We start from the raw sequence: 24,795 nt of genomic DNA on the forward strand, positions 1-24,795 counted from the left end.
AATGCATTTATTATTATTAATGATAATGAAATTAATGATAAAAAGTAGTTAGACAACCTTACATATGCTAAAATATTGTCGTACCTACAGGAAAAGGAGATTATAACGTGTCGAAACCAGTATACGGTAAAAACGCCGCTCAGTCGAGAAATGTTGAAAAGATAGCAAGTCCGATATGGGCTTTGGTTGTAGCATTTATTTTATTTTTATGTTGGGCCCCATTTCAAGTGGGATTATTTAACGGACAGCAGATAGACTTCGAGAAGCCCATATATGTGTCTGCTCTAGTAAGTGGCCTTTTGCTGCTAGTCTGCATTGGCTTATACTACAAAAAGTTCAAATTAGATGAACAGAGGGACTTAGTAGCTTCAGCTTCAATATTACTGCCTCTGACTTATGCTCTATCATTGTTTGTCGCAGTTTCGCATTATATGGCGATGAATATGTTGTTTATTCAGAGCATGTATGTTGCAGTCTTCATTATAGCCTTTTATCTCTTGAAGCAAAAGCAAGTAAATGTTGTCATTCAAAATGCTATATTAGCAATTACTTATTTCATAGTTGGTTTTGGACTCCTAAATTGGCTAGGTAGCAGCAAACTAGCAGGAGTTCTAGTAGGATGGTTTTCAAACACGGTTCGAAATGGCATTTATTTAGATGCAGTTATGACGGACTCTAATGGACTTCGACTGACTTCGATCTTTCAATACGCAAATACCTACGCTGCCTTCTTGATGGCCTTTTTGTTTGTAGCAATATTCGCACTTATTCGCTCTAAGAAATGGTATGGAACGTTGACACACAGCTTTATGTTAGTTCCCATCATTGTATCGATCTTATTAACATTGTCTCGCGGTGGTCTAGTATTGCTACCTGTCGTATTTATATTACTTCTGTTGTTCTTGAAACCAGCACAGCAAATTCTCTGGATTCTACATCTTGGTGTTGCTGGCATTGCTTCGTTGCTCATCACGACTCCAGTGACTAACCTAGGATTAGAGTTAAATACGAATTTCACTTCTTCTGGCGCTTTGAAAGGCTGGGGATACCTGCTTGGAGCTTCACTAGCTGTGGCTGCGCTATCTTGGGTCATTCAGCGTTTTGTCGCACCTTGGCTGGAGGAGAAGCTCAGCAATTGGTCGTCACGTAAATTGACAGGTCTGTGGATTCCACTTGGTTCTGTTGCACTTGTCGGAATTGTAGCTTTCCTGCTGATAGGCACAAGCGCAAAAAATATCTTACCTAGCAATATGGCGACTCGTCTCGAGAACATCAACTTCCAACAACATAGCGTACTCGAGCGGATTACTTTTTATAAGGATGCCTTGAAGGTAGTTAAAGACTATCCAATCCTTGGTGCTGGTGGTGGTGGATGGTCCTCACTATATGAGCATTATCAGAACAACCCTTACACTAGCCGTCAAGTGCATAACTTCTTTTTACAATACTTGATTGAGGTTGGGATCCTTGGTTTCATCGTATTTATGGGATTCATTTTGTATATCTTCTATAAATACATTCGTGGGTATGTGAAACGGGATAAAAATGATTTTGAGAATGGTTTCTTTTATCTAATCATTGCTCTATCTATCCTTGTGCACAGCCTAATCGATTTCAATATGAGTTATGCCTTTATGGGAATACTCGTCTTCCTCGGACTGGCGGGCATGGCAGTTGTCATGGATAGCAAACAACTACGTAAAAGTTGGAATAAAACCGGGGTACGGGTTGGATATTTCGCTGTACTCACGGTCGGTACCGTGTTCCTGTTATTCCTGTCGATTAGCTATATAGGCTCCAGTAATGCAGCCCTAAAAGGTAAAAATCTGATCGGGGTCAGTACTTCTTACGAAGAGATTAAGAAACCATTAACTGAGGCTTTAAAAACACGTCCAGGTCATCCAGAATCAGTCTTGTACCTATCCTCTTTAGATCAACAGGTATTTAGTCAGAATCAAGATGAGCAATTTCTAAATGAGGCTTATAGTGCACTGACTCGCGCACTAAAAGATGAGCCATACAATAAAAATATTCTAGCTCAATTAGTAAGCTATTATGACTTAAAAGGCCAAAGTGATCTTGCTTACGGTGTTTACCGTGACAATGCCGATAAGTTCAACTGGGATATAGAGTGGTACGACACACTCATTAGCCGTTCTTTCTTGCTAGGGCAACAAGCTTTTGTACAAAAGGATGAGGCTAAGAAACAGGAATATTTCAAAACTGAGCTTGAAGCTTATGAACATGTCATTGCTGGTATAGAGCACTTGAAGACTCTTCCACCTGAACAAATGCAAGGACGTCCTTTCTCGGTTACACCAACGATTGCACTAAACGTCGCCAAAATGCAGCAAATCTCTGGGCAGGCTGAAGATGCTGCTGCAACCTTGAAGCTTGGCTTTAATGAAAGTTACGCAGATATCATTAACAGCGGAACACTCTGGGATATGAACTGGTATGATGCGCTCATCAGCCGTTCTTACGAGCTGACAGAACAAGCTCGTGCCGGGCAAGATGATGCAAGTAAACTGCTTAATCTCAAGATTGGGCTTCAAGCTTATAACCAAGTGGTTGGCGACCTTAATTATCTGAAGACTCTTCCAGCAGAAGAGCAAAAGGGACAATCGCTAACCGTCACACCAAGTATTGCTCTGAATGCGGGCAGAATTCAGTTGATGTCTGGACAGTTACAAAATGCTATCGGAACTTTGAAGCTTGGTCTGAGCGACGATTATACAAATACGACGAATCGCGAAATTGCCCGCTGGTATCTTGCTGCACTGAAGAAAACAAACAATGAGGATCAACCTATCTATGATAAGTTGATCGCAGCAGATCCTGCGGAAGCAGCACAGATCGAGACAATCGCTAATTCACAGTTTTAAAAAAGAAAGAAATGAAAATAGCACGCCACTGTGATTACAGTAGCGTGCTATTTTTCGATGATATAAGTTCTCCTTAAAGCCCTGCCTTGGCAACTTCACTATCTACAAGCTCTTTCATATAACGAAGTAAATCATCCTTTAACTCTTCATGCTGAAGTGCATAATGTATAGTGGTCTGGATGAAGCCCATCTTCTCACCCACATCATGGCGCTTGCCTTCAAAGTCATAAGCAATAATCCGCTCCACTTCACTTAAGCGGGAGATGGCATCCGTAAGCTGAATTTCTCCACCTACGCCCACCTGTTGTTCGCCAAGCATATCAAAGATACGCGGAGTCAGGATATACCGTCCCAGGATAGCCAGGTTGGAAGGAGCATCTTCTCTCTTCGGCTTCTCTACAAGGCGGTTGGCCTTATACACCCGCTCTGCCAAAGGCGAAGCATCTACAACGCCATACCGTGACACTTCTTCCCATGGGACAGGCTGTACACCAACAACGGAAGATTTATATTCATCATACACATCTATCATTTGTTTGAGACATGGTTTGTTTGCTTCAACAATATCATCACCTAGCAGAACAGCAAACGGCTCATTTCCAATGAATTTACGTGCACACCAAATTGCATGTCCAAGACCTCTTGGTTCTTTTTGGCGAATGTAATGGATATCAGCCATTTCGGAAGATTTACGAACGGATTCAAGAAGTTCCCACTTCTGCTTCTCAGCTAAGTTAAATTCCAGTTCAAAAGAATTATCAAAGTGGTCTTCAATCGCACGTTTTCCTTTCCCCGTCACGATAATAATATCCTCAATTCCGGAAGCAACCGCTTCTTCAACAATGTATTGGATCGTCGGTTTATCTACAATCGGTAGCATTTCTTTAGGCATTGCTTTAGTTGCAGGCAAAAAACGGGTACCAAGCCCTGCAGCGGGGATAATGGCTTTACGGATCTTCATAACATTAACTCCTTCTGTCAGTTACTCTTCCATCTTAAATACTCTGTATAGTAAAATGGCATATTTGCTTCAATTATAGCAGTTATAGCAGACTAATGTCAGAGTGTTTGTTATATTTGTATATCAATTCCAATCAAATCAGAGAGGGAAGAATTATAATAATTCTTTCACAAGATTAAACTCTGTGCTAACTCTCACCTATATATTATCTAGTATATGCAAATTACGAAGAGGACGAGATGGTATCTATAAAAAAGGGCCAAGCAACACCAGAGTACCCTCTGGTAGTCACCTAGCCCAATTTCTTTAACCATTTTACTTCGCATTAACCAATTGTCCCCGTGTAACCCCCAGCTGGTTGGTAGCCTTCAGGCTCTTCCATACCTGCGTACCAGAGATTTCTCCACGAAGTGCGCGACTGTATAAACTAATTACCTCAACCACTTGCTCTGGTGTCTCTTCCAGGAACTCTACCCGATACGAGGATACTCCTAGATCACGGAAATTGTTCAAATACTCTGCACCGGACTGCTCTACTGCGTTATAAACGGTATTACGGCAGCCTTCATCCACACGAACCGGATGAGACATTCCAATACGGTCTTGCAGAGAAGCACGGTGTTCTTCACAAGGGCGCCCACAGTTCGTAAAGTCTGTGCCTTCACTCATAAAGGTACAGTATACGCAGTGCTCTGTGTGGAACATCGGCAAATGCTGATGGATTACGATCTCCATACGAGAAGTATCGCTGTGTTCAAGCAGATCGACCATCTGTTGGATATTTAGATCATAGGACGGTGTAACAATATCACAGCCTGCCTCAAGGAACAGGTCCACTGCCTTATGATTGGCGATATTCAGTGAGAAATCGCCGATCAGACGAGGATGCACAGCATCCGGTTGCTCCTGGCGGCGGCGCAGATAATAATACAGCGCGCCGGTGTTGCGCACCAACACGGCATCAGGCTGCAGACGCAGGATATTGGCGTGGTAGCCGTTCTCGCCCGGCATATGAATGCGCGGCGTGGCCAGCGCGATGCTGGCCCCTGCAGCCCGTACCGCATCTACCGCTGCCGGGAACTGCTTGATAAACTCGAAGTCGGCGTAGATGTTTCTCACGCCGGCCTCGAGCGCAGCCTGCACCTGCGGCAGGCTGCGGCACAGCGCGGTGAGCTCCGCTTCACCAGCGCGCTGTGGAGCGACGCCCCTGCGGGTAGCGTCGCCGTAGACCTCGATCGCCCGTTTCACGTAAACGGGCGGTTTCGGGCGCTCGCCCGCAAGCAGCTCCACCGCTTGGCGGCGGATGCTGTTCAGCTCGCGCATAGGGACGATCACGTCGCCTTGCAGATGCGACTCTAGCGCGTCAAGCTGGAACACGGTTCCGCCCAGGCGGCCGAATTGTTCTTCCAGCAGCGCGGCATCCATCGGACGCTTTTGCGCTGTTTCCAGCGCGAGCTCCGAGTCCACACGGACGGTAACGTTCTTCTGAACATCCGTCCACCAAGTGGTCAGTTTCTCGCCGACGCAGCCCTGTATTCGCACATGTACCGGGAATACACGGTACGGCTTCTCGGTTTCATAAGTCTGACGCAGCGCCTTATCTAGCGCAGGGTCATTCGTCTTCCAAATGCGGTCACCGACATTTAGACGACGAAGGTCCACATCATTACGACCCGCTACGATGTCGATGATCCAGCCTTCTCCGGCTTCGCCTTCGAGCTTCACGCCTTTACGACGAAGATCGTATACGCGTCCACCTTCTTCTTTTTTCGTTGGATCCCCTGCATCAAATACGATTCCGTCTCCCCGCTTAAGCGGTGCATGAATGCGGCAGACCACGCCATCACGAAGAATTTGTTCAACTGTTCCGAGATATACACCACGGCTTTTCGGGAAAGTCCCGTCTACCAGCTTTTTATTGTTCGTTCCGTCTAAGAAACCATGCGTGAACCCGCGGGAGAAGCTTTGTTGCAGTTCACGAACTTCTTCCTTCGATGGTTTGGACAGATCGCCATCAAAATACCGATCAATTGCCTTACGGTACTTACTAACCACATTCGCAACGTATTCTGGGCTCTTGAGGCGACCTTCGATTTTGAAAGAAGTTACGCCCGCCTCGATCAGCTCAGGCATAAGATCAATAGCTGCCAAATCCTTAGGGGAGAGCAAATAAGTCACATCACCCATCGGTTTAACTTCTCCATCCACCATCAGATCATAAGGCAGGCGGCAAGCTTGAGCGCATTCTCCGCGGTTTGCGGAACGTCCGCCCCACATTTCCGAAGTCAGGCATTGTCCCGAATAAGAGACACACAGAGCTCCGTGCACGAATACTTCCATCGGCAGGCGAGCCTGCTCCCCAATCGTCTTAATTTGCTTTAGATTGTTCTCACGACCTAATACCACACGTTCCAAATCGAAAGGCTTAGTAAACTCGACCGCTTCCGGTGAAGTAATCGTCATTTGCGTCGAACCATGAATCGGGAAATCCGGTGAAATTTCGCGGATCATTTTGACCAAACCTAAATCCTGTACAATCACCGCATCCACGCCAGCATCTACACAAGCGTCAATCAGTTCTTTTGCATCAGACAATTCATTTTCAAACACAAGTATATTAAAGGTCAGAAAGCCCTTCACACCATAACTATGCAAAAACGCCATAATTTCCGGCAGCTCGTCCATGCGAAAGTTGTTCGCTCTCGCCCGTGCATTAAACTTCTCTACGCCAAAAAAGATAGCATCCGCTCCGTTCGCTACCGCCGCACGCATGCAGTCCCAATCACCCGCAGGTGCCAACAGCTCCACGTCTTCTCTGCGTATTTGTTGCTCTTTCATTTATATCCTCCTAAACCGCCAATTGGCGGGTCATTTCTAGTTGATTAACTTGATAATTGTATCAAATATCACATCTCAGCGCCATGTGTTTACCAACATTTATATAAAGAAAGAACGCCCCACGCCAATTTGGCAACAAGGACGTTCTCGTCAGATTGAATTACACTCTACTATTAGTTAGTCATGAACTCCATACACTCCACACAACTCTAAACTACTCATTCCCCGTAAATCGAAACGATTGCAGCGTTTTATCCAGCACAACTTGCTGTTCTGCAGTAGCATTGGCATCATTCAGCGTAAGAGTAATCATGTAGATCACCTCATTTTTGCCAAAAACAACTTGCTTGCTGCGCTGAGGAACACCATTCTTGATTTGATGCACAGTAATGATCGTGGCAGGAACACCTGCCATGGTAGATTCCACTATACTTTCAATGCGAGGACCTTTTGGATCATTATTTTTATTCTGATAATATTCTTTGAGTACATTAACTGCATAATCCACTGAACCCTCGGGTTTCGAATTGATCTGGAAACGTCCTCCGATGAACCAATATTCTACCGACTGTGTCTCGAATACATCCTGATAAGGCGTCCATAAACGCGGAATGTCGATGGCATAGCCATATCTTTTGGATACTTTGGTTACTGTTTTATTCTTGAGCGTCTTATAATCATCGCTAGCGAGTCGCCCGAAGTTCTCCTTCATCAGATCAAAATCAATATCAATAGAGGATATAATAGCTTTAAATTTGGCCTTATCGTCTTCTTGTTCAGCAGGTGTTACATATTCAAAATAATAATGGTACCCATTCTTGAGCACGAGCGCCTGATATTCTGTCGTCCACCCGTTGCCGAAATTTAACTGTGTCTCACTTATTTGTGCAGGTACGCCGGAGATTTCAGACTTCATGCTATCCTTAATGACATAAGCGTCCGCTACAAAGTTCTCTTGCGTTTTCATCTTCAAGTCTTCTGCCCAGCTCTCTAGTGTAGAACCAGCAGGTGCCGACGTGACCGCCACACTCAGATGACTTCCTTGTTTACTCTCATAATAAAAATGCTGGTCATCCTTACTCCAAGCGGCAGGAACCTGTAGTGAAATGCCATAGTCTTCATTGTAGGCTTCACGCAGGCCGTCCTTTACGGTAGAGAGATCACGGATTTTATTATCCTTGGTGTCAAAAGAAGGTCGAAAAGAACTCAGCAAACCCGCATATTTGGCTAAGTCTTTATAATGAGTGGCTTTTTCATCGGTCAAATAAATCTCGTAAAGTCTACCACCAGCATATAACAGTCTACTTTCCCAGAGCGCTCCACTGGAATCTTTACTGACCAACCGTGCATAGGGTACAGAGGCTTTGGGGAACGACTCCCGATCTAAAATCAGCTCATTGCCTTCCTCGACTTCCCGAACTAGTTGTTCTAAAAGTCCATCTGCATCCACCGAAACCGCCTGATCACTTACATGGATCTCCAAATAATAAAGATTATCCGCACTAGAAAAAGTAGCCACACTCTCATCTCCACCGCTATTTCCAGCAATCAGCCCAGACGGATAATTCAGTGTCCATTGAAAATAGCTGTTCCCAATTCGGGTTTTACCAACATCGCTGTCAATGCCAGTACCCACTGGCACGTCTCCTTCATTGTCTGCAGAAACTAGGGTAATTATTAGCTCACCGCCGTTACCTCGAGAGAGGGTTGCACCCAGTACACTCGCCACAAAACGCAGAGGCACCATCAGCACACCTGAAACCATCTCAGGCGATGAGGTGAGCTTAACTTTGACCCCATTTTCCCAAGCGATAGTACTACCAATCGTCATCAGCCCTATGTGAGAGCCGTACGTTACTTTCACTACGTCATTTCCCTCTAAGGAGACCATGCTACCAAATGTCTTTTTAAAAACCCCGAGCGGTACCATAACTGTTCCGTTCTCCATAAAAGGCCGCTCAATAGCCACCTTCTTCCCATTCACCGTAGCTGAAGTACTGCCAACTTTAAGACTCAGCTGTAGCTTGTCTGCTTCTGCTGCCAGTGTTGTTTGAATGGGTAATATAGAAAATAGCAGTAATAAGGCCAGCATACCGTACAATCCTTGTTTTAAAACTTTAAAACCCATATCCCGTCCCCCTCTCGAGTTTCCTGTCACTCTTCCGTGTGCTCGTCCCCATCAGATCCTGAACCCTCTTTACTTAGCAGGGGATCCCCCTGAGTGAGCACGAGCTTGCGGATGACGATATCCCCATCACTTTGCATAACCAGTCGTACCGTCCTACCTGGAGAATAGCTTTTGAACAATTCATTTATATCGACTAATGAGACCACACGGTGGCCGTCAATGCTGTACAGTACATCATCTTCGGCAATACCTGCCTTGAGCGCTTCAGCAGAAACCACCTTGGTTACGGTCAGTGGATCCAACGTTGGCAATCCTACAATCGTAGACCAACTCGGCTCTAGTTCTAGCCCTAGACTCGGGTGTTTTACTTCACCGAACTTAAAAAGCTGATTCATAATGTACTGCACGGTATCTGCCGGAATTGAGAAACCTATATTCTCCACACCCACCGCTGAGTATTTCAGGCTGTTTAGTCCGAGCACCTCACCCTTCATATTCACTAGCGGCCCCCCGCTATTTCCGGGATTAATGGCTGTGTCACTTTGAATAAGGCGATAAGCCGCATCTACCTCACGGTTAAGGCCACTTATGACCCCTACCGTTGCTGAATTCCTTAGAGAAAAACTAATCGGTGTTCCGATGGCGATCACTTTCTCACCAACTACTGTTTTGCCGGTCGATAGAATAAACTTTGCAGGTTTAAGCGAGGTGGCATTGATTTTAATCAGGGCCAGATCACTTACTTCATCCAGATACGTTTCTTTAATGCTGTAGGTTTTGGAGTCCGAAGTCACCACTAATGCATTTTGCAGGTCCTTGATGACATGTGCATTGGTTACAATCCATCCGTTCGATTTCACAATAATGCCAGAACCATGCGTCAGATTGTACCGATCATCCGGTCCACTGTTCCCGCCACTATCGTCTTTGCCAATAATGCCCACCACGGAGGGGGTGAGACTCTTAATAATCCCTGGTACGGCGTCTTCTGCCGCTGTTGAATTTTTAATTTTGTTTCTCTGGGTTGTCGTCACCGCGCTAACCATTTTAGGCGTACTGCCAAACGCAAAAACCGACTCACTCCATACTCCTGACAGCAGCACACCGAATAGCAGTAGGCCCAGTCCTTTCTTCACCAGCTTCTCCCCAATCCTCATCAACCTTCACCAGACCCTCTCTCTGCCCATGGATAAATTTTACATTATATAATTTGAAAAAAGACGCCTTCAATGCGCCCACGGCGTTAAAGGAGTCTTTTGGTGCAAAGCTGTTCAATTTAGTTCTTTCGTTAACTCAACCAATGCATCACCATGGCATAGTCAGAGATCACAAAGACCAGCAAACTAACTGCTCCGAAACCAATGGCGAACTTGTTCTTCTGGGGAGCCCTCAGTAACCGAACGACTCCGACCAAGATTAGGATGGTGAATAAAATCATGAAAACATCAAAGGTATGAAATTTAGACGGTCCTTGCGCGGCAACTTCTGCAAGTAGCATTACCTTACCTCCTCAAAAATGTTGTCAAGCGAGATCCAGTATTGCCCATATCCTCTTCTATGTTATCGCTACCATTTGGGCGATGCAATAGGTTTTGTAGAAAAATTATGTATTTGTCGTAAAAAATATATTTTTTCCCTGCAAAATCGTATGAATTGATGATTTTGTTTATTGACGTGTGCTGTTTCGATCATCGGTTCAATTTGCTGCTATTAGGGATTTCCTCCGTAAAAAACATGAGAATACCCTTGTTATGAATGAATTCCCCCGATAAATAGGGAGGTTTTCCCCAATCTAGTAACTCAAGCGTTTGATAGAGCTAAATGTATAACTAGTTATTTATTTTTCAAGGAACCATTAAGCATACCTACAGCAACAGTATGCTCCTCATTAAATCTTACGACGGACATGCCTTACATATGCCTATCTCGTCTATTATTTAGTCCTTTTATAGGAGTCGTATAACTTTTGCTAGAAAACTCACTTCAGTCCAGATGTCCAAGAGATCTTTTTCGCACGATTTTCGAACACCACACCATAAATGCTTTGACTCCATGCTAGAAGTTGCTTTTGAGCTTAAAGTTACTCATCCGCTTGGATTTACCGGTGCCCACCAGCAATTATATCTATCAATTGTTTTCCCAAAATAATGATTACGGACAATAAATAATAAAGACCACAGCGAAATGCCGTGGCCTTTATTATTTATTAGCTATACTATCCACTTTATATCTTAGGTGGTCTCCGCCGTCTCAAGCATAAGCGCCTCAGTACGCTCCGTATCACGAATCAGAACCGGCTTCAGATACTTGCCTGTGTAAGACTCCGTAACGGTAATAAGCTTCTCTGGTGTTCCTGTTGCCAGTACGGTTCCGCCACCACTGCCGCCTTCAGGCCCCATATCGATGATATAATCCGCAGTCTTTATAACATCCAGATTATGTTCAATAACAAGGACCGATTCTCCGGAATCCACCAAGCGGTGCAATACCTCTAGTAAACGACCAATATCATCCACATGTAGCCCTGTCGTAGGCTCATCCAAAATATAGAGCGTCTTACCCGTACTACGACGGTATAGCTCGGAAGCTAATTTCACCCGCTGTGCTTCACCACCGGATAATGTCGTGCCTGGCTGACCGATCTTAATGTAACCAAGCCCTACATCCATCAGCGTTTGCATTTTACGATGAATACGCGGGATATTCACGAAGAACTCTGTAGCATCCTCTACCGTCATCTCCAGCACGTCGGAAATATTTTTCCCTTTATACTTCACTTCTAATGTTTCCCGGTTATAGCGTTTGCCCTTACATATTTCGCAAGGAACGTATACATCCGGTAGGAAGTGCATCTCAATCTTGATAATCCCGTCTCCGCGGCAAGCTTCGCAGCGTCCACCTTTAACGTTAAAGCTGAACCGGCCCTTTTGGAATCCGCGTACCTTAGCCTCATTCGTCTTGGAGAACAGATCACGAATATCGTCGAACACACCCGTATAAGTCGCTGGGTTAGAGCGCGGTGTACGCCCGATTGGTGATTGGTCGATTTCAATAACCTTATCGAGATTTTCCAAGCCGCGGATTTCTTTGTGCTGACCCGGCCGAACCTTCACAGCCTTATTCAGTTGTCGTGCCAAGCTCTTGTACAGAATTTCGTTAATAAGTGAAGATTTACCGGAGCCCGATACACCAGTCACCGCCGTAAAAACACCCAATGGAATCTTCACATTCACATTTTTCAGATTATTCTCTTTAGCACCACGGATTTCTATCCAACGATCATCGGTAGCACGACGCTTAGCGGTTACCGGAATAAATTTACGCCCACTTAAATATTCACCAGTTAGGGAATTCGGATCGTTCATAATTTCTTCCGGCGTTCCTTGCGCCATAACTTGTCCACCATGAATACCCGCACCCGGGCCAATATCAATAATATAGTCCGCTGCCATCATCGTGTCTTCGTCATGCTCTACAACAATCAGCGTATTGCCTAGGTCACGCATATGCGCAAGCGTGGAGATCAGGCGATCATTATCCCGTTGATGCAGTCCAATACTTGGCTCATCCAGAATGTATAATACACCCATCAAACTCGACCCAATCTGAGTAGCCAACCGGATACGCTGCGCTTCACCACCAGAAAGCGAACCTGCTGCACGGCTAAGCGTCAAATAGTCCAATCCTACATTCACCAGAAACCCAAGTCGACTGCAGATCTCTTTAAGAATGAGATTCGCAATAGCTGTCTCTTTTTCACTAAGCTCTATTTGTTCAAACCAACGTTGACAATCTCCAATCGAGAGATCGGTAATATCCGAAATGTTACGTTCGTTGATCGTCACCGCTAATATTTCTTTTTTCAGACGTTTGCCTTTACATACATGGCAGGGTTTAGCACTCATGAATCCTTCAATAAACTCACGGATACCATCAGATGCAGTCTCCCGGTAACGCCGCTCCAGATTGGGAATAATCCCTTCAAAAGCAACCATCGCGTCTTTCTTCTGACCAAAATCATTCTCATATTTGAAGCGAACCTTCTCACTGCCTGTACCATGCAGTAGTTTATTCATATGATCAGGTGTTAAACTGCTCACTGGAACGTTCTGTGGAATATTAAAGTGCTCACACACGGATTTCAAAAATTGCGGATAGTAATTGGAGGTACTTCCAGTCCAAGCTAAAAAAGCACCTTCTTCAATAGACTTCTCAGCATCAGGAATAAGCAGGTCTGGATCGACTACCATCTTCATACCAAGCCCATCGCACTCCGTGCAGGCTCCGAACGGACTGTTAAACGAGAACATACGCGGTGCCAGCTCTTCAATACTAAATCCACACACAGGACAAGCAAAGTTAGAGCTGAAGAGTAGCTCTTCCTGCCCGATAATATCCACAAGGATTTTACCACCTGAAAGCTTCAGGGCTGTCTCCAAGGAATCTGTCAGCCGTGTCTCCATATCATCTTTAACGACAATCCGGTCCACAACAACTTCTATGGTATGCTTCTTATTCTTCTCTAGTTCGATATCTTCAGACAGATCTCGCAGTTCACCGTCCACACGTACACGTACGAACCCTTGCTTAGAAATATCTGTGAAGAGCCCTTTGTGCTCACCTTTGCGTCCTGAAATGATTGGTGCCAGAATCTGCAAACGAGTCTTCTCTGGATATTGCATAATCCGGTCTACCATCTGTTCAACGGTTTGAGAGGTAATCTCAATTCCATGCTCTGGACAATGAGGGTGACCGATCCGTGCAAAAAGCAACCGCAGATAGTCATAAATCTCAGTTACCGTACCTACTGTGGAACGTGGGTTGCGACTTGTTGTCTTCTGATCAATAGATATCGCCGGGGACAACCCGTCTATGGAATCCACATCCGGTTTCTCCATTTGACCCAAGAACTGACGTGCATAAGCAGACAAAGATTCAACATAACGCCGCTGTCCTTCGGCATAAATGGTATCAAATGCAAGCGACGACTTACCCGAGCCGCTCAGTCCCGTCAGCACGACGAAACGGTCACGTGGAATCGTCACATCGATATTTTTGAGATTGTGCGCCCTCGCGCCTTTAATTACAATACTTTCGTTCGCCAACGGAACCTCTCCTTAATGAATCAAATATCAAAGCTTTATCAAAAGCGTTTTCGATCCCTCCCAAACCCTCCCTTCCAAGGGAGGGCCCCAAGGGTTGCACCCTCTGAACACCCGCATTTTTTGGCGAAGGAGGTTGGGGGGACGGGACTTAGTGACTACGGCGTTCGGAGCGCTTATCCCTACGGGACCGCTTGGACGTTAGATCAGGTACGCAACTATTGTATACGTTGCCTGATGCTGTCCCTCCGGGATACGCACTACTGACAAGAAAGCACAACATCTACGTGTATATTCGACCATCTATTATTCAAAAAGAACGGCCTGGGACAGCACCGTTCAATTACATATATTAAATATCGGTGATGCATTTGAGTTTGTTTATTACTCAGCCCGAAGCTCCAGCAACGCATCACGCAGCTCTGCCGCACGTTCGAATTGCAGGTTCTTGGCGGCGTCTTTCATCTCGGCTTCCAGACGCTGCATCAGGCTTTGTTTCTCTTTCTTATTCATTTTGCCACCAATACCCGTGAGGTAATCGGCTTTGGACTCGGCAACCTTAGTTGCCTCGATAATGTCACGCACCTTTTTGTTAATGGTGGTTGGGGTAATACCGTGTTTCTCATTATGAGCGATCTGAACGGCGCGACGGCGCGATGTTTCGCTCATCGCCTTTTCCATCGAATCGGTGATCCGATCACCATACATGATTACACGCCCCTCAGAGTTACGGGCCGCACGACCAATCGTCTGAATTAACGAACGTTCGGAACGAAGGAAACCCTCTTTATCGGCATCGAGAATAGCCACTAACGATACTTCCGGTAAGTCGAGACCTTCTCTTAATAGGTTAATCCCCACTAGAACATGGAACGTTCCGAGACGAAGATCCCGTAAGATCGCCATCCGTTCAAGAGTCTTAATATCGGAGTGCATATAACGAACCTTAATCCCGATTTCCTTAAAGTAATCCGTCAGGTCCTCTGACATTTTCTTCGTCAACGTTGTTACGAGTACACGTTCATCTCGTTCAACCCGGTCACGAATTTCGCTAATCAGATCATCGATCTGTCCTTCTGTAGGACGAACCTCAATGATAGGATCCAATAGACCTGTTGGCCGGATAATCTGCTGCACCATGGTGTCGCAGTGCTCCATTTCATAAGGCCCCGGAGTAGCTGAAACATATACGATCTGCTTCACTTTTTCTTCGAATTCTTCGAACTGTAGCGGACGGTTATCTAACGCAGACGGTAGACGGAAACCATGCTCTACCAACACCGTCTTACGTGCCCGGTCACCGTTATACATCGCCCGAATCTGTGGAAGAGTTACGTGAGACTCATCAATAATAATCAGCATATCATCCGGAAAATAATCCATTAATGTATAAGGAGTTGCTCCTGGCTCACGGAAGGTGAGCGGTCCGGAATAGTTCTCGATCCCCGAACAGAAGCCCACTTCCTTCATCATCTCAATATCATAACGTGTCCGCTGTTCCAGACGCTGAGCTTCCAGAAGCTTTCCTGCGTCACGAAGCACAGTTAAGCGATCTTCCAGCTCTTTTTCAATGTTGACGATTGCCACTCGCATCGTTTCTTCCTTGGTAACAAAGTGAGACGCCGGAAAAATAGCGACATGATCGCGTTCCCCGATCAGTTCACCCGTCAGTACATCAATCTCAGTGATTCGCTCAATTTCATCGCCGAACAATTCTACCCGAATGGCATGTTCTCCCTGAGAGGCTGGGAAAATCTCAACCACATCACCACGAACACGGAAGGTTCCGCGTACGAAATTAATATCATTACGCTGGTACTGGATATCCACTAGTCTACTCAACATCTCATTACGCGGCTTCTCCATCCCAACCCGCAATGACAATAGCAAGCTTCCGTATTCCATCGGCGAACCGAGGCCGTAAATACAAGACACACTCGCCACAATAATAACGTCACGACGTTCGAACAAGGAGCTGGTCGCGGAGTGGCGCAGTTTATCAATCTCTTCGTTAATGCTGGAATCTTTCTCGATATAAGTATCGGAGGAGGGAATATACGCCTCTGGTTGGTAATAGTCGTAGTAGCTGACGAAATAGTCTACCGAATTATGCGGAAAAAACTCCTTAAACTCACTTGCTAGTTGAGCAGCCAAAGTCTTGTTGTGCGCAATAACTAGCGTAGGGCGGTTTAATTTGGAAATGACTTGTGCAACGGTAAACGTCTTTCCCGTACCCGTCGCGCCCAGCAGCGTCTGGTGCTTCTTGCCCTGCCGGATGCCTTGTAATAATTCCTCAATGGCATGAGGCTGATCGCCCTGGGGTGTATACTCGGACTCCAATTCAAAAGTCTTCGTACTGACGACAATATCACTCATTTGCCGGTCTCCCCTCTATCGTCTAAACTAGATTAATATATTATAATTGTTGTCTGAATGTTCTCTCTCCATACGATAGTGAAAAATATGGAAGATAAGAATATGTGTTCCCGTTCATTATACAGTGTTGACTAGATCGATGCAAACCATAAAACATAGAAATGTTAGGAGCTTGAAGCATGGATATTACCTCAATAATCGGCCTTGTGGCTGGACTGGCTGCGTTAATCGGCGGCTATCTCTGGGAAGGCGGAAGCCTGTCAGGACTGCTGCAGCTTAACGCAGCTTTAATTGTATTCGGGGGTACATTTGCCGCCGTTATGATCAGCTTCCCAGCATCTAAGTTGCGCTCCATTCCAACAGCACTACGCATGGCCTTCGGCAGCAACCCTGATCGTGATGTAGAGAAGGCAGAAGAACTCATCTCCATGGCAACAGTGGCCCGGCGCGGCGGCGTTTTAATGTTAGAAAAACAAGCTGAAGTACATCCAGATTCTTTTACACGTGAAGGTCTACTTCTTATTGTCGACGGCACAGATCCTGAGCAAGTTCGGCAGATTTTAGAATTAGAAATGGACGCTAAGGAATTGAAGCATGAGAGTTATGCTAAGATTTTTGAAGCCGCAGGTGGTTATGCCCCAACGATGGGAATTATCGGTACGGTGATGGGTCTCATTCGTGTGCTAGGTAATCTTACAGATCCGTCAAATCTAGGTACCTCTATCGCAGTTGCATTTACCGCAACACTGTATGGTGTCGCCATCGCCAATTTAATATTTTTACCCATCGCTTCCAAAATCAAATCCCGCAGTCAAAGCCAGCTACATAGTATGGAAATGCTGCTCGTCGGCATTCTTTCTCTGCAGAACGGGGATCATCCCCTGCTGGTGCGTAAAAAACTGAACTCATTCATCTCAGACACGGACACGAATGACCGCGCAGAAACTAGAGGTCTTCTATGAGACAAAGAGACCGGCGCAAGCGGCGTGTAGAGACTCAGGAAAACCGCGACCGCTGGATGATTACTTATGCTGATCTAATTACACTTTTACTTATATTTTTCGTTATATTGTATGCGATGAGCAGCCTGGACACTGACAAATATAATATTGTGACGGGCTCGTTATCCGAGACCTTTAAGTCTGGCAGCACTGTCCTTGAGGGTGGGGACGGCATTTTAGATGCTGGAAAAACCCCTGTGATCAAACCAGAAAATACAGATACAAACTTAAATACAACAGTGGAACAAAGCCAAAACGCTGACGATAAAACCGTTAATGAAACACCTTCGACACGTGAGCTGGCTTTTCGGGAACAAGAAGCGAAACTTTCTGAATTAATGGGTGTGATCACCCACTATGTGGAGGAAAATAATCTCGAAGAACAAATTTTTGTTGCCGACAAACCGCAGGGGATAGAAATCACACTCAGTGACCGTTTTCTCTTCGATATAGGTAAGGCAGACCTGAAATCACCAGCCCTTCCTGCTCTTCAGCAGTTGTCTGGATTATTCAGCGATATTGGCGCAAAGATTAGCATTGAAGGACACACCGACAATACCCCAGTATCTTCGGCTTCTCACTATAACGACAATTGGGAGCTGTCTGGTGCTCGGGCTCTGTCTGTGCTGCGCTTTTTCTTAGATCGTGAAGGATTGAACCCCGACAATTTTCAATATGCAGGTTATGCTGATACCCAGCCCACCGCGGATAATACATCGGCAGCAGGTCAGCAGAAGAACCGCCGTGTAGAGATCATTGTGCTTCGGCAGCTTCAAGAGGGAGAATAAATATAGTTGTGCTCAGAGCTAAGTCCGTTAGCTTAAGCCTATGAGGATGTTGGGTATCTTTTGTACTGCTTAGCAACATTACCAAAATAGGCCCTATGCTAGTAATTACGGAAATACTCCCTGATTATCTGCCTATTATCGTATCTAGTCGCAGAATTAGGGAATCCCTCCCTGATTAATACCTTATTTAGTGAGAAATAGCGATTTTCCCGAAATTTATAGGGAGGTTTTCCCTAAAACCCTTGATTTCGAGCTATGATCGTCTAAGATGAGGGAGGTTTTCCCTGCTATGAACGAATTAGTCAATTCCCCTTTAAACCAAAGGGTTTTCAATCCCTTGGGCACAGAGACAAAATGCGAGTCGTCGGCTGGCAATCTGCTATCCGTGGGTTGGTTACCACATATTATGCCTACGTCGAAGGAGCTTCCGCAAACTAATTTCGCACGTCAGATCATGGATCCTGTGCACAGGGAATTCACGGATTCTCCTCGAACCTTTCTCTTTGTCTCCATGCCCCAAGGATTCAAATCTCTCAGGATATTTTTACGTTTTCCTATTCGGATTATGCCATTCTTTGTTCTGCATCTACCGCAATCGACCAGATGAATCCAACTAACTCACGACCTACCGCAGCCATGGCTAAATTTCGGTGTTTCCCACGTCTGACTAACTTTAGATACTTACTGTGTAACCGTTCTTGGGCTTTCCACGACGTTTCATGGACATGAGCACTCTGCCCCTCCAGGCGCACTGCTAAATCTCCCTTAACAGCAGGACGGTGACGGTAACTCCATGCAGACTCCACCAGTGCACGCCGCACTCCTGAATTCCCAACTTTTGTAAGACGACCTCTTTTAGTACTTGCTCCCGATGAATACTCCCGTGGCACTAGTCCTAGGTAACTCATGAGCTGAGCCGGTGAACTAAAACGCTCAAAATTCCCAATCTCGACAACTAATGTCATAGCCGTCAGCAGAGCGATTCCCCGCAGACCTTGCAACGCTTGAATGACAGGTGCGTACGGACAGATCTGTGCTTCTTCTCGCATTGCGGATTCAAGTCGCTTGATTCGCTCCTCCACTTCCCGAAGCTGTTGCAGGTATTCGGTGAAAACCCGTTCTTGAGCGGCATAATTAAACTTCAGCATGGACAGCCATTCCCGGTACCTTTTGGTCCAGCGTTTTTTCATACCTTCTGGTGTGTGAATTTGGTGGCGCAACAGAAAATGAATGAGCCGTTGCCGGGCACGATGTAGATCTTCCCTAGCATCTTCTCGCGCACGAATGAGATCTCGTAAGGCTTCGAGTTCTGGAGTCGGCACATAGATCGCGGTCAATTCTCCTGCTCGGTGAAGCTGAGCCAGTTTTTCTGCATCCCGTCGATCGGTTTTTATGGCATCGCCGGGGCGCTGTGGAATACGCGAAGGTGCGATCACCACGCAGGAAATCCCCATCTTCGTCAGCCAGCGATATAAGTCGTATCCGGTAGGCCCGGCTTCATAGCAGACCTCTAGCGTAATCCCTGAACCTTTGAGTTTGCGAATCATTCGAGCCACTGCATCCGGGGTATGGGGAATGGCTCCATAATATCGTGCTGGTTCTCGACCTTCGTCTGCAATTGCCACCGCAATTTTTTCTTTTGACACATCCAAACCTATGTATTTTATGGTATTCTTCATAGTAACAGCTCCTTTCGCATTTAGCTCTGAAATGGTTGTCCTTCAACTTCCATTTTAACTTACGGTGTGCGAACAGGGGCTGCCTTTCGTTCATCATAACTAATTTCATAAGCATTAGATTAGATTTAACGCAAAAATCCCCACCGTTATCAACACAAAAAAAAACAAACAGCAAGTCTCCAAAAACAGAAACTTGCTGCTACAAATATCACACGAGATGAATTATTATTTCGAGGGTATCCCCAATTATTCTCCTACCAACGCACTATAACCGGCTGCATCTAGCAGACCTTTTATAGCATCAGCATACTCTCCGTCAACTTCAATTTCAAAAATCCATCCCTCACCATACGGCTTATCGTTGATTAGCTCTGGACTAGCTTCTAAACCGTCATTAATCCTGGTAACCTTCCCAGAGACGGGTGAATACAATTCCGATACCGTCTTAACGGATTCGATACTACCAACGCTGTCGCCAGCTGAAATGGCTGAGCCTACTTCTGGAAATTCCACAAATACGATATCGCCTAACAAATGCTGAGCATGATCCGTAATCCCAACACGTACTACACGTCCTTCCACTTGCTGTGCCCACTCATGTTCTTCGCTGTAAAGAAGGTTATCTAAAACTTCACTCATTCAAGTCGCCTCATTTCCAAATTGGAGTTCTAAATTTAGTTATAGCCTAAGTGATCTCGGTTCACAATGTCAATGTTACTAAGAGGAAAAATAAATTTGTCGTTTTTTTGACTTTTTCTTGTTGACAGCGTCTCCCTATACCCGTTTAATGGAGACATAAGAAACAAATACAGTTGCGAATGATGGCATAGGGAGAGACTGTCTCACTTGAAGACGGCGCCGAAGGAGTAAGCCCTAACAGGGGTGAATCTCTCAGGCAAAAGGACCTTTGCCGGACGCATCTCTGGAGAGCATCAGACGCAAGGCTGAGTGCGTCAGGTCACCAACGGGGAAACTTGCAGGTTAGTTACGGCAGGGTAACTCTCAGGTACAAAGGACAGAGCGGAAAGCAATTTGTGCATTTATGCATGATTGCTTCCGCCTGTCCTTTTTTGTATGTAATCAGACAAGGGGAGTGACGACATGGATACTTTGAAAAGAACGCCTTTTTATGATCTCTATTCCGCTTATACGGAGTCCAGGTGCATTGATTTCGGCGGCTGGGAGCTGCCGGTACAGTTTACAGGTATAGTGAAAGAGCATGAAGCCGTTCGCCAGCAGGCTGGACTGTTCGATGTATCGCATATGGGTGAAATCATGGTGATCGGGAGCGGTGCAGAAACCTTTTTGCAAAAGATGACGACTAACGATGTCACCCGCCTCACAGACGGTGCAGCACAATATACGCTGCTCTGTTATCCAAACGGCGGGGTCGTTGACGATTTACTCGTATATCGACTAAGCGAAGGACGTTATATGCTCGTCGTAAATGCCTCCAACATCGACAAAGACTTCCAGTGGCTGCAAGAGCATCTGACCTCTGAATTCGGTGAAGTCACGCTCACTAATGTCTCTGACGAGACGCTTTTGCTCGCCTTGCAAGGTCCGCTGGCGGAGACCATTCTTGCCGAAGTCACCGATGCTCCTATCGATGCACTTAAGCCTTTCCATTTCATCGAGCGCGCTACCGTTTGCGGTGTAGAAGTACTGATCTCCCGTACGGGTTATACCGGCGAAGATGGCTTTGAAATCTACGCTCCGCTGGATGGGGCAGAATCGTTATGGAACGGTCTACTCGCAGCTGGTTCTCCACACGGATTAACGCCTGCTGGACTTGGCGCACGTGATACACTGCGTTTTGAAGCAAAATTGCCACTGTACGGTCAGGAGCTGTCAGCTGACATCACTCCCCTAGAAGCAGGAGTTCAGTTCTTCGTGAAGCTGGACAAAGCAGATTTTATCGGACGTGATGCGCTGATACAACAAAAAGAAGCCGGTCTTCCCCGCCGCCTTGTCGGCCTAGAAATGATTGATCGAGGCATTCCGCGCTCCCATTACCCAGTCTATGTAGGCGGCGTTAAAATCGGAGAGGTCACAACAGGAACACAATCTCCAACGCTAAAGCGTAACCTGGGATTGGCATTGCTTGATACAACTTACAGTGAAATAGGCACAGAGGTTTTCGTAGAGATACGCGGCAAGCAGCTTAAGGCTGTCGTGATTAAGGCCCCTTTTTATAAAAAAAGCCAAGGAGTGAAACCTTAATGAAGCACCGTTATCTGCCCATGACAGCACAGGACCGCGTAGAGATGATGGAAGCTGTCGGGATTCAGTCCATAGATGAGCTGTTCTCCGATATTCCTGAAGCAGTCCGTTATCAAGGCACTATGCCGATGTCTGAACCACTCGATGAATACGCCCTGCTACGCCACATGAAAGGTCTGGCTGACCGAAATGCCGACTTTGATTCTCATACCAGTTTCCTCGGCGCCGGATTATACGACCATCACATCCCTGTGGTGATCAACCATGTCATTTCCCGTTCTGAATTCTACACTGCCTACACTCCTTATCAACCAGAGATCAGCCAAGGCGAACTGCAAGCGATCTTCGAATTCCAATCTTACATTTGCGAACTAACCGGTATGAAAGTAGCCAATGCCAGTATGTATGATGGCGCTACAGCTTTATCCGAAGCAGCGGTCCTCGCAGCTGGTGCTACCAAACGCAAAAAATTAATTGTCTCCCGCACCGTTCATCCTGAAGCCCGCCAAGTACTGCGCACATCGGCTAATGCTTGGGGTCTTGATGTGGTGGAGATTGACTATAAAGACGGTCTTACCGATCAGGCTAAGCTTGCTGAAGCCATTGATGCTGATACTGCCGCAGTACTGATGCAATCGCCTAACTTCTTTGGCAGCATAGAAGATCTTCGCTCCGTTGAACCGCTGATCCATGCTGTTAAAGGTTTGCTCGTTGTCAGTGCGAACCCGATCGCCCTTGGTGTACTCGAAACTCCGGGCAAGCTTGGAGCCGACATCGTAGTCGGTGACGCTCAACCACTCGGTATTCCTGCTTCCCTCGGCGGTCCAACATGTGGATTCTTCGCCGTAGCTGAACACCTGATGCGTCGCATGCCAGGCCGAATCGTTGGCCAAACCGTGGACCGCAATGGGAAACGCGGCTTCGTTCTGACACTTCAAGCCCGTGAACAGCATATCCGTCGTGAAAAAGCGACGTCGAACATTTGCTCCAACCAAGCACTACTCGCCCTCTGCGCATCCGTCTACTTGTCCGTAATGGGTAAGGAAGGCATGCGTGAAGTCGGTGAACTGAACATTCGCAAAAGCCATTACGCCGCTAAGAAGCTCAGCGAACTAACCGGTGCTGAACTTACCTTCTCTTCCCCATTCTTTAATGAGTTTGTAGTGAAGTTTCCTGAAGGAAGCAGCGTAAGCTCAATTAATTCTAAGTTGTTGAAGGAAGGATACCTTGGCGGTTATGATCTGGGCCGGGATTATCCAGAACTCGCTGGTCATATGCTGGTAGCCGTAACGGAAAAAAGAAGCAAAAACGAAATCGATCAATTTGCTAGCGCACTGGAGGGCTGTTTATGAAACCGGAACAAAGTCTAATTTTTGAATTAAGTCGTCCCGGCCGTTCGGCCTATTCCTTGCCACTATGCGATGTGCCGCAGGAAGAAACCTTAGAATCTCTGATTCCATCAGGTTTACTCCGTAGCGAACCCGTCGTGCTTCCGGAAGTATCCGAAGTGGACGTCATTCGCCACTACACTTCCTTGTCACGCCGCAACTTTGGTGTAGATAACGGCTTCTATCCACTCGGTTCATGTACGATGAAATACAATCCGAAGATTAACGAAGATGTTGCCCGCTTCTCCGGCCTAGCTAAGATCCACCCGTACCAACCGGAAGAAAGCATTCAAGGGGCACTTGAATTAATGTATACCTTGCAAAATGACTTGTCCGCGCTAACAGGTATGGATGCTGTATCCCTGCAGCCTGCCGCAGGTGCTCACGGTGAATGGACCGGTCTCATGATGATTCGCGCCTACCATGAAAGCCGCGGGGAGACTCGCACGAAGGTTATCGTGCCGGATTCCTCGCACGGCACCAATCCTGCTAGTGCTTCAGCAGCAGGACTTGAAACGATCACGATCCCTTCCACAGACAAAGGGATGGTCGACCTTGAAGCACTGAAAGCAGCGGTCGGCAGCGACACTGCTGCACTGATGCTGACCAACCCGAGTACACTCGGCTTGTTCGAGACACAAATCGTCGAGATCGCTGAGATCGTACACGAAGCAGGCGGCTTGCTCTATTACGATGGAGCGAACTCCAATGCGATCATGGGCATTACCCGCCCTGGTGACATGGGCTTTGACGTTGTGCATTTGAACTTGCATAAGACAATGAGCACCCCGCATGGTGGCGGTGGTCCTGGAGCCGGACCTGTCGGCGTAAAATCGATCTTAGTTCCATTCCTGCCACAGCCTACCGTGGTGAAGAACGAAGATAGCAGCTTCTCGCTCAACTTCGGCGGACCTGAATCAATTGGACGCGTGAAAGCTTTTTACGGCAACTTTGGTATTCTTGTTCGTGCCTATGCCTACATCCGCACCTATGGTCCAGACGGACTGCGTGAAGTATCGGAAAATGCCGTGCTGAATGCGAACTATATGATGCACCGTCTGGCGCCATATTTTGAAATCCCATATCCAGGCGTATGTAAGCATGAATTCGTAATGTCCGGCAAAAATCTGAAGCAATACGGTGTCCGCACCTTGGATGTTGCTAAACGATTACTCGACTTCGGCTACCACCCGCCAACCGTGTACTTCCCGCTGACTGTAGAGGAATGCATGATGATCGAGCCGACGGAAACCGAAAGTAAAGAAACGCTAGATGGCTTCATCGATACGATGATCCAGATCGTGAAAGAAGCGCAGGAGACACCGGAGATCGTAATCAATGCACCACATACCACAGAAATTAGCCGATTGGATGAAACCCAAGCCGCGCGTAAGCCGGTATTGAATTGTTCTTGCGGTTAATAGAT

General features: G+C 46.3%; 15 protein-coding genes and 1 riboswitch. Of the genes, 6 read left to right on the forward strand and 9 right to left on the reverse strand.

The features are described 5' to 3' along the window. The first annotated feature begins 107 nt into the window (after positions 1-107). The gene (locus MHH52_RS26480; protein ID WP_340005286.1) at positions 108-2,885 is read left to right on the forward strand and encodes an O-antigen ligase family protein; all 2,778 of its coding nucleotides are present in this window, start codon (positions 108-110) and stop codon (positions 2,883-2,885) included. A gap of 73 nt (positions 2,886-2,958) precedes the next feature. Here MHH52_RS26480 and galU read toward each other — a convergent pair whose 3' ends face one another. The 7 genes from galU to uvrB all read right to left on the reverse strand — a co-directional run bounded on the left by galU (position 2,959) and on the right by uvrB (position 16,290). Next, positions 2,959-3,846 carry a UTP--glucose-1-phosphate uridylyltransferase GalU gene (gene galU, locus MHH52_RS26485; RefSeq protein WP_340005287.1) on the reverse strand — a complete coding sequence of 296 codons (888 nt, stop codon included), beginning with the start codon at positions 3,844-3,846 and terminating at the stop codon, positions 2,959-2,961. A 315-nt stretch (positions 3,847-4,161) separates the two neighbouring features. Then, a complete protein-coding gene (locus tag MHH52_RS26490) occupies positions 4,162-6,684 on the reverse strand; it encodes a U32 family peptidase (RefSeq protein ID WP_340005289.1) in 2,523 nt (840 codons plus the stop codon). Positions 6,685-6,898: 214 nt separating this feature from the next. Further along, positions 6,899-8,812 (reverse strand): stalk domain-containing protein, encoded by a 1,914-nt coding sequence (locus MHH52_RS26495; RefSeq protein ID WP_340005291.1) that lies wholly within the window; start codon positions 8,810-8,812, stop codon positions 6,899-6,901. A 26-nt stretch (positions 8,813-8,838) separates the two neighbouring features. Continuing rightward, on the reverse strand, positions 8,839-9,948 hold the full coding sequence (locus MHH52_RS26500; protein WP_340005293.1) for a trypsin-like peptidase domain-containing protein: 1,110 nt from the start codon (positions 9,946-9,948) through the stop codon (positions 8,839-8,841). A 152-nt stretch (positions 9,949-10,100) separates the two neighbouring features. Next, on the reverse strand, positions 10,101-10,310 hold the full coding sequence (locus tag MHH52_RS26505) for a hypothetical protein (RefSeq protein ID WP_313639467.1): 210 nt from the start codon (positions 10,308-10,310) through the stop codon (positions 10,101-10,103). A 733-nt stretch (positions 10,311-11,043) separates the two neighbouring features. Next, a complete protein-coding gene (gene uvrA / locus MHH52_RS26510; RefSeq protein ID WP_340005295.1) occupies positions 11,044-13,917 on the reverse strand; it encodes an excinuclease ABC subunit UvrA in 2,874 nt (957 codons plus the stop codon). A 381-nt stretch (positions 13,918-14,298) separates the two neighbouring features. Beyond that, positions 14,299-16,290 (reverse strand): excinuclease ABC subunit UvrB, encoded by a 1,992-nt coding sequence (gene uvrB / locus MHH52_RS26515; RefSeq protein ID WP_340005296.1) that lies wholly within the window; start codon positions 16,288-16,290, stop codon positions 14,299-14,301. 179 nt (positions 16,291-16,469) lie between these two features. Here uvrB and MHH52_RS26520 point away from each other — a divergent pair, with 179 nt between their 5' ends. Then, positions 16,470-17,252, forward strand: coding sequence for a flagellar motor protein (locus tag MHH52_RS26520; protein ID WP_340005298.1), 783 nt, complete (start codon positions 16,470-16,472; stop codon positions 17,250-17,252). Further along, complete coding sequence (locus MHH52_RS26525; protein ID WP_340005300.1) at positions 17,249-18,079, forward strand: flagellar motor protein MotB; 831 nt, start codon at positions 17,249-17,251, stop codon at positions 18,077-18,079. Before MHH52_RS26520 ends, MHH52_RS26525 begins: the two co-directional genes overlap by 4 nt. A 563-nt stretch (positions 18,080-18,642) precedes the next feature. Here the strand turns inward: MHH52_RS26525 and MHH52_RS26530 are convergent. Beyond that, positions 18,643-19,758: an IS110 family transposase gene (locus MHH52_RS26530; RefSeq protein WP_340005302.1), complete on the reverse strand. Its 1,116-nt coding sequence runs from the start codon at positions 19,756-19,758 to the stop codon at positions 18,643-18,645. Positions 19,759-20,004: 246 nt separating this feature from the next. Next, positions 20,005-20,397 carry a glycine cleavage system protein GcvH gene (gene gcvH / locus MHH52_RS26535; protein WP_340005304.1) on the reverse strand — a complete coding sequence of 131 codons (393 nt, stop codon included), beginning with the start codon at positions 20,395-20,397 and terminating at the stop codon, positions 20,005-20,007. 179 nt (positions 20,398-20,576) lie between these two features. Further along, positions 20,577-20,675, forward strand: a riboswitch (glycine riboswitch). Positions 20,676-20,859: 184 nt separating this feature from the next. Here gcvH and gcvT point away from each other — a divergent pair. The 3 genes from gcvT to gcvPB are packed head-to-tail and all read left to right on the forward strand — an operon-like array spanning position 20,860 to position 24,790. Further along, the gene (gene gcvT, locus MHH52_RS26540) at positions 20,860-21,981 is read left to right on the forward strand and encodes a glycine cleavage system aminomethyltransferase GcvT (protein WP_340005306.1); all 1,122 of its coding nucleotides are present in this window, start codon (positions 20,860-20,862) and stop codon (positions 21,979-21,981) included. Continuing rightward, positions 21,981-23,333: an aminomethyl-transferring glycine dehydrogenase subunit GcvPA gene (gene gcvPA, locus MHH52_RS26545; RefSeq protein WP_340005308.1), complete on the forward strand. Its 1,353-nt coding sequence runs from the start codon at positions 21,981-21,983 to the stop codon at positions 23,331-23,333. Before gcvT ends, gcvPA begins: the two co-directional genes overlap by 1 nt. Further along, positions 23,330-24,790, forward strand: a complete 1,461-nt coding sequence (gene gcvPB, locus MHH52_RS26550) for an aminomethyl-transferring glycine dehydrogenase subunit GcvPB (RefSeq protein WP_340005309.1) — start codon at positions 23,330-23,332, stop codon at positions 24,788-24,790. Before gcvPA ends, gcvPB begins: the two co-directional genes overlap by 4 nt. Positions 24,791-24,795: the final 5 nt, after the last annotated feature.

The organism is Paenibacillus sp. FSL K6-0276 (genome assembly GCF_037977235.1).
In the GTDB taxonomy this organism is placed as follows: Bacteria; Bacillota; Bacilli; order Paenibacillales; family Paenibacillaceae; genus Paenibacillus_AQ.

Excerpts from the sequence above, each read along its gene's own strand:
- galU (WP_340005287.1), bottom strand. The coding sequence starts at position 3,846 with ATGAAGATCCGTAAAGCCATTATCCCCGCTGCAGGGCTTGGTACCCGT.
- MHH52_RS26490 (WP_340005289.1), bottom strand. The coding sequence starts at position 6,684 with ATGAAAGAGCAACAAATACGCAGAGAAGACGTGGAGCTGTTGGCACCT.
- MHH52_RS26495 (WP_340005291.1), bottom strand. The coding sequence starts at position 8,812 with ATGGGTTTTAAAGTTTTAAAACAAGGATTGTACGGTATGCTGGCCTTA.
- MHH52_RS26505 (WP_313639467.1), bottom strand. The coding sequence starts at position 10,310 with ATGCTACTTGCAGAAGTTGCCGCGCAAGGACCGTCTAAATTTCATACC.
- uvrB (WP_340005296.1), bottom strand. The coding sequence starts at position 16,290 with ATGAGTGATATTGTCGTCAGTACGAAGACTTTTGAATTGGAGTCCGAG.
- MHH52_RS26520 (WP_340005298.1), top strand. The coding sequence starts at position 16,470 with ATGGATATTACCTCAATAATCGGCCTTGTGGCTGGACTGGCTGCGTTA.
- MHH52_RS26525 (WP_340005300.1), top strand. The coding sequence starts at position 17,249 with ATGAGACAAAGAGACCGGCGCAAGCGGCGTGTAGAGACTCAGGAAAAC.
- MHH52_RS26530 (WP_340005302.1), bottom strand. The coding sequence starts at position 19,758 with ATGAAGAATACCATAAAATACATAGGTTTGGATGTGTCAAAAGAAAAA.
- gcvH (WP_340005304.1), bottom strand. The coding sequence starts at position 20,397 with ATGAGTGAAGTTTTAGATAACCTTCTTTACAGCGAAGAACATGAGTGG.
- gcvT (WP_340005306.1), top strand. The coding sequence starts at position 20,860 with ATGGATACTTTGAAAAGAACGCCTTTTTATGATCTCTATTCCGCTTAT.
- gcvPA (WP_340005308.1), top strand. The coding sequence starts at position 21,981 with ATGAAGCACCGTTATCTGCCCATGACAGCACAGGACCGCGTAGAGATG.
- gcvPB (WP_340005309.1), top strand. The coding sequence starts at position 23,330 with ATGAAACCGGAACAAAGTCTAATTTTTGAATTAAGTCGTCCCGGCCGT.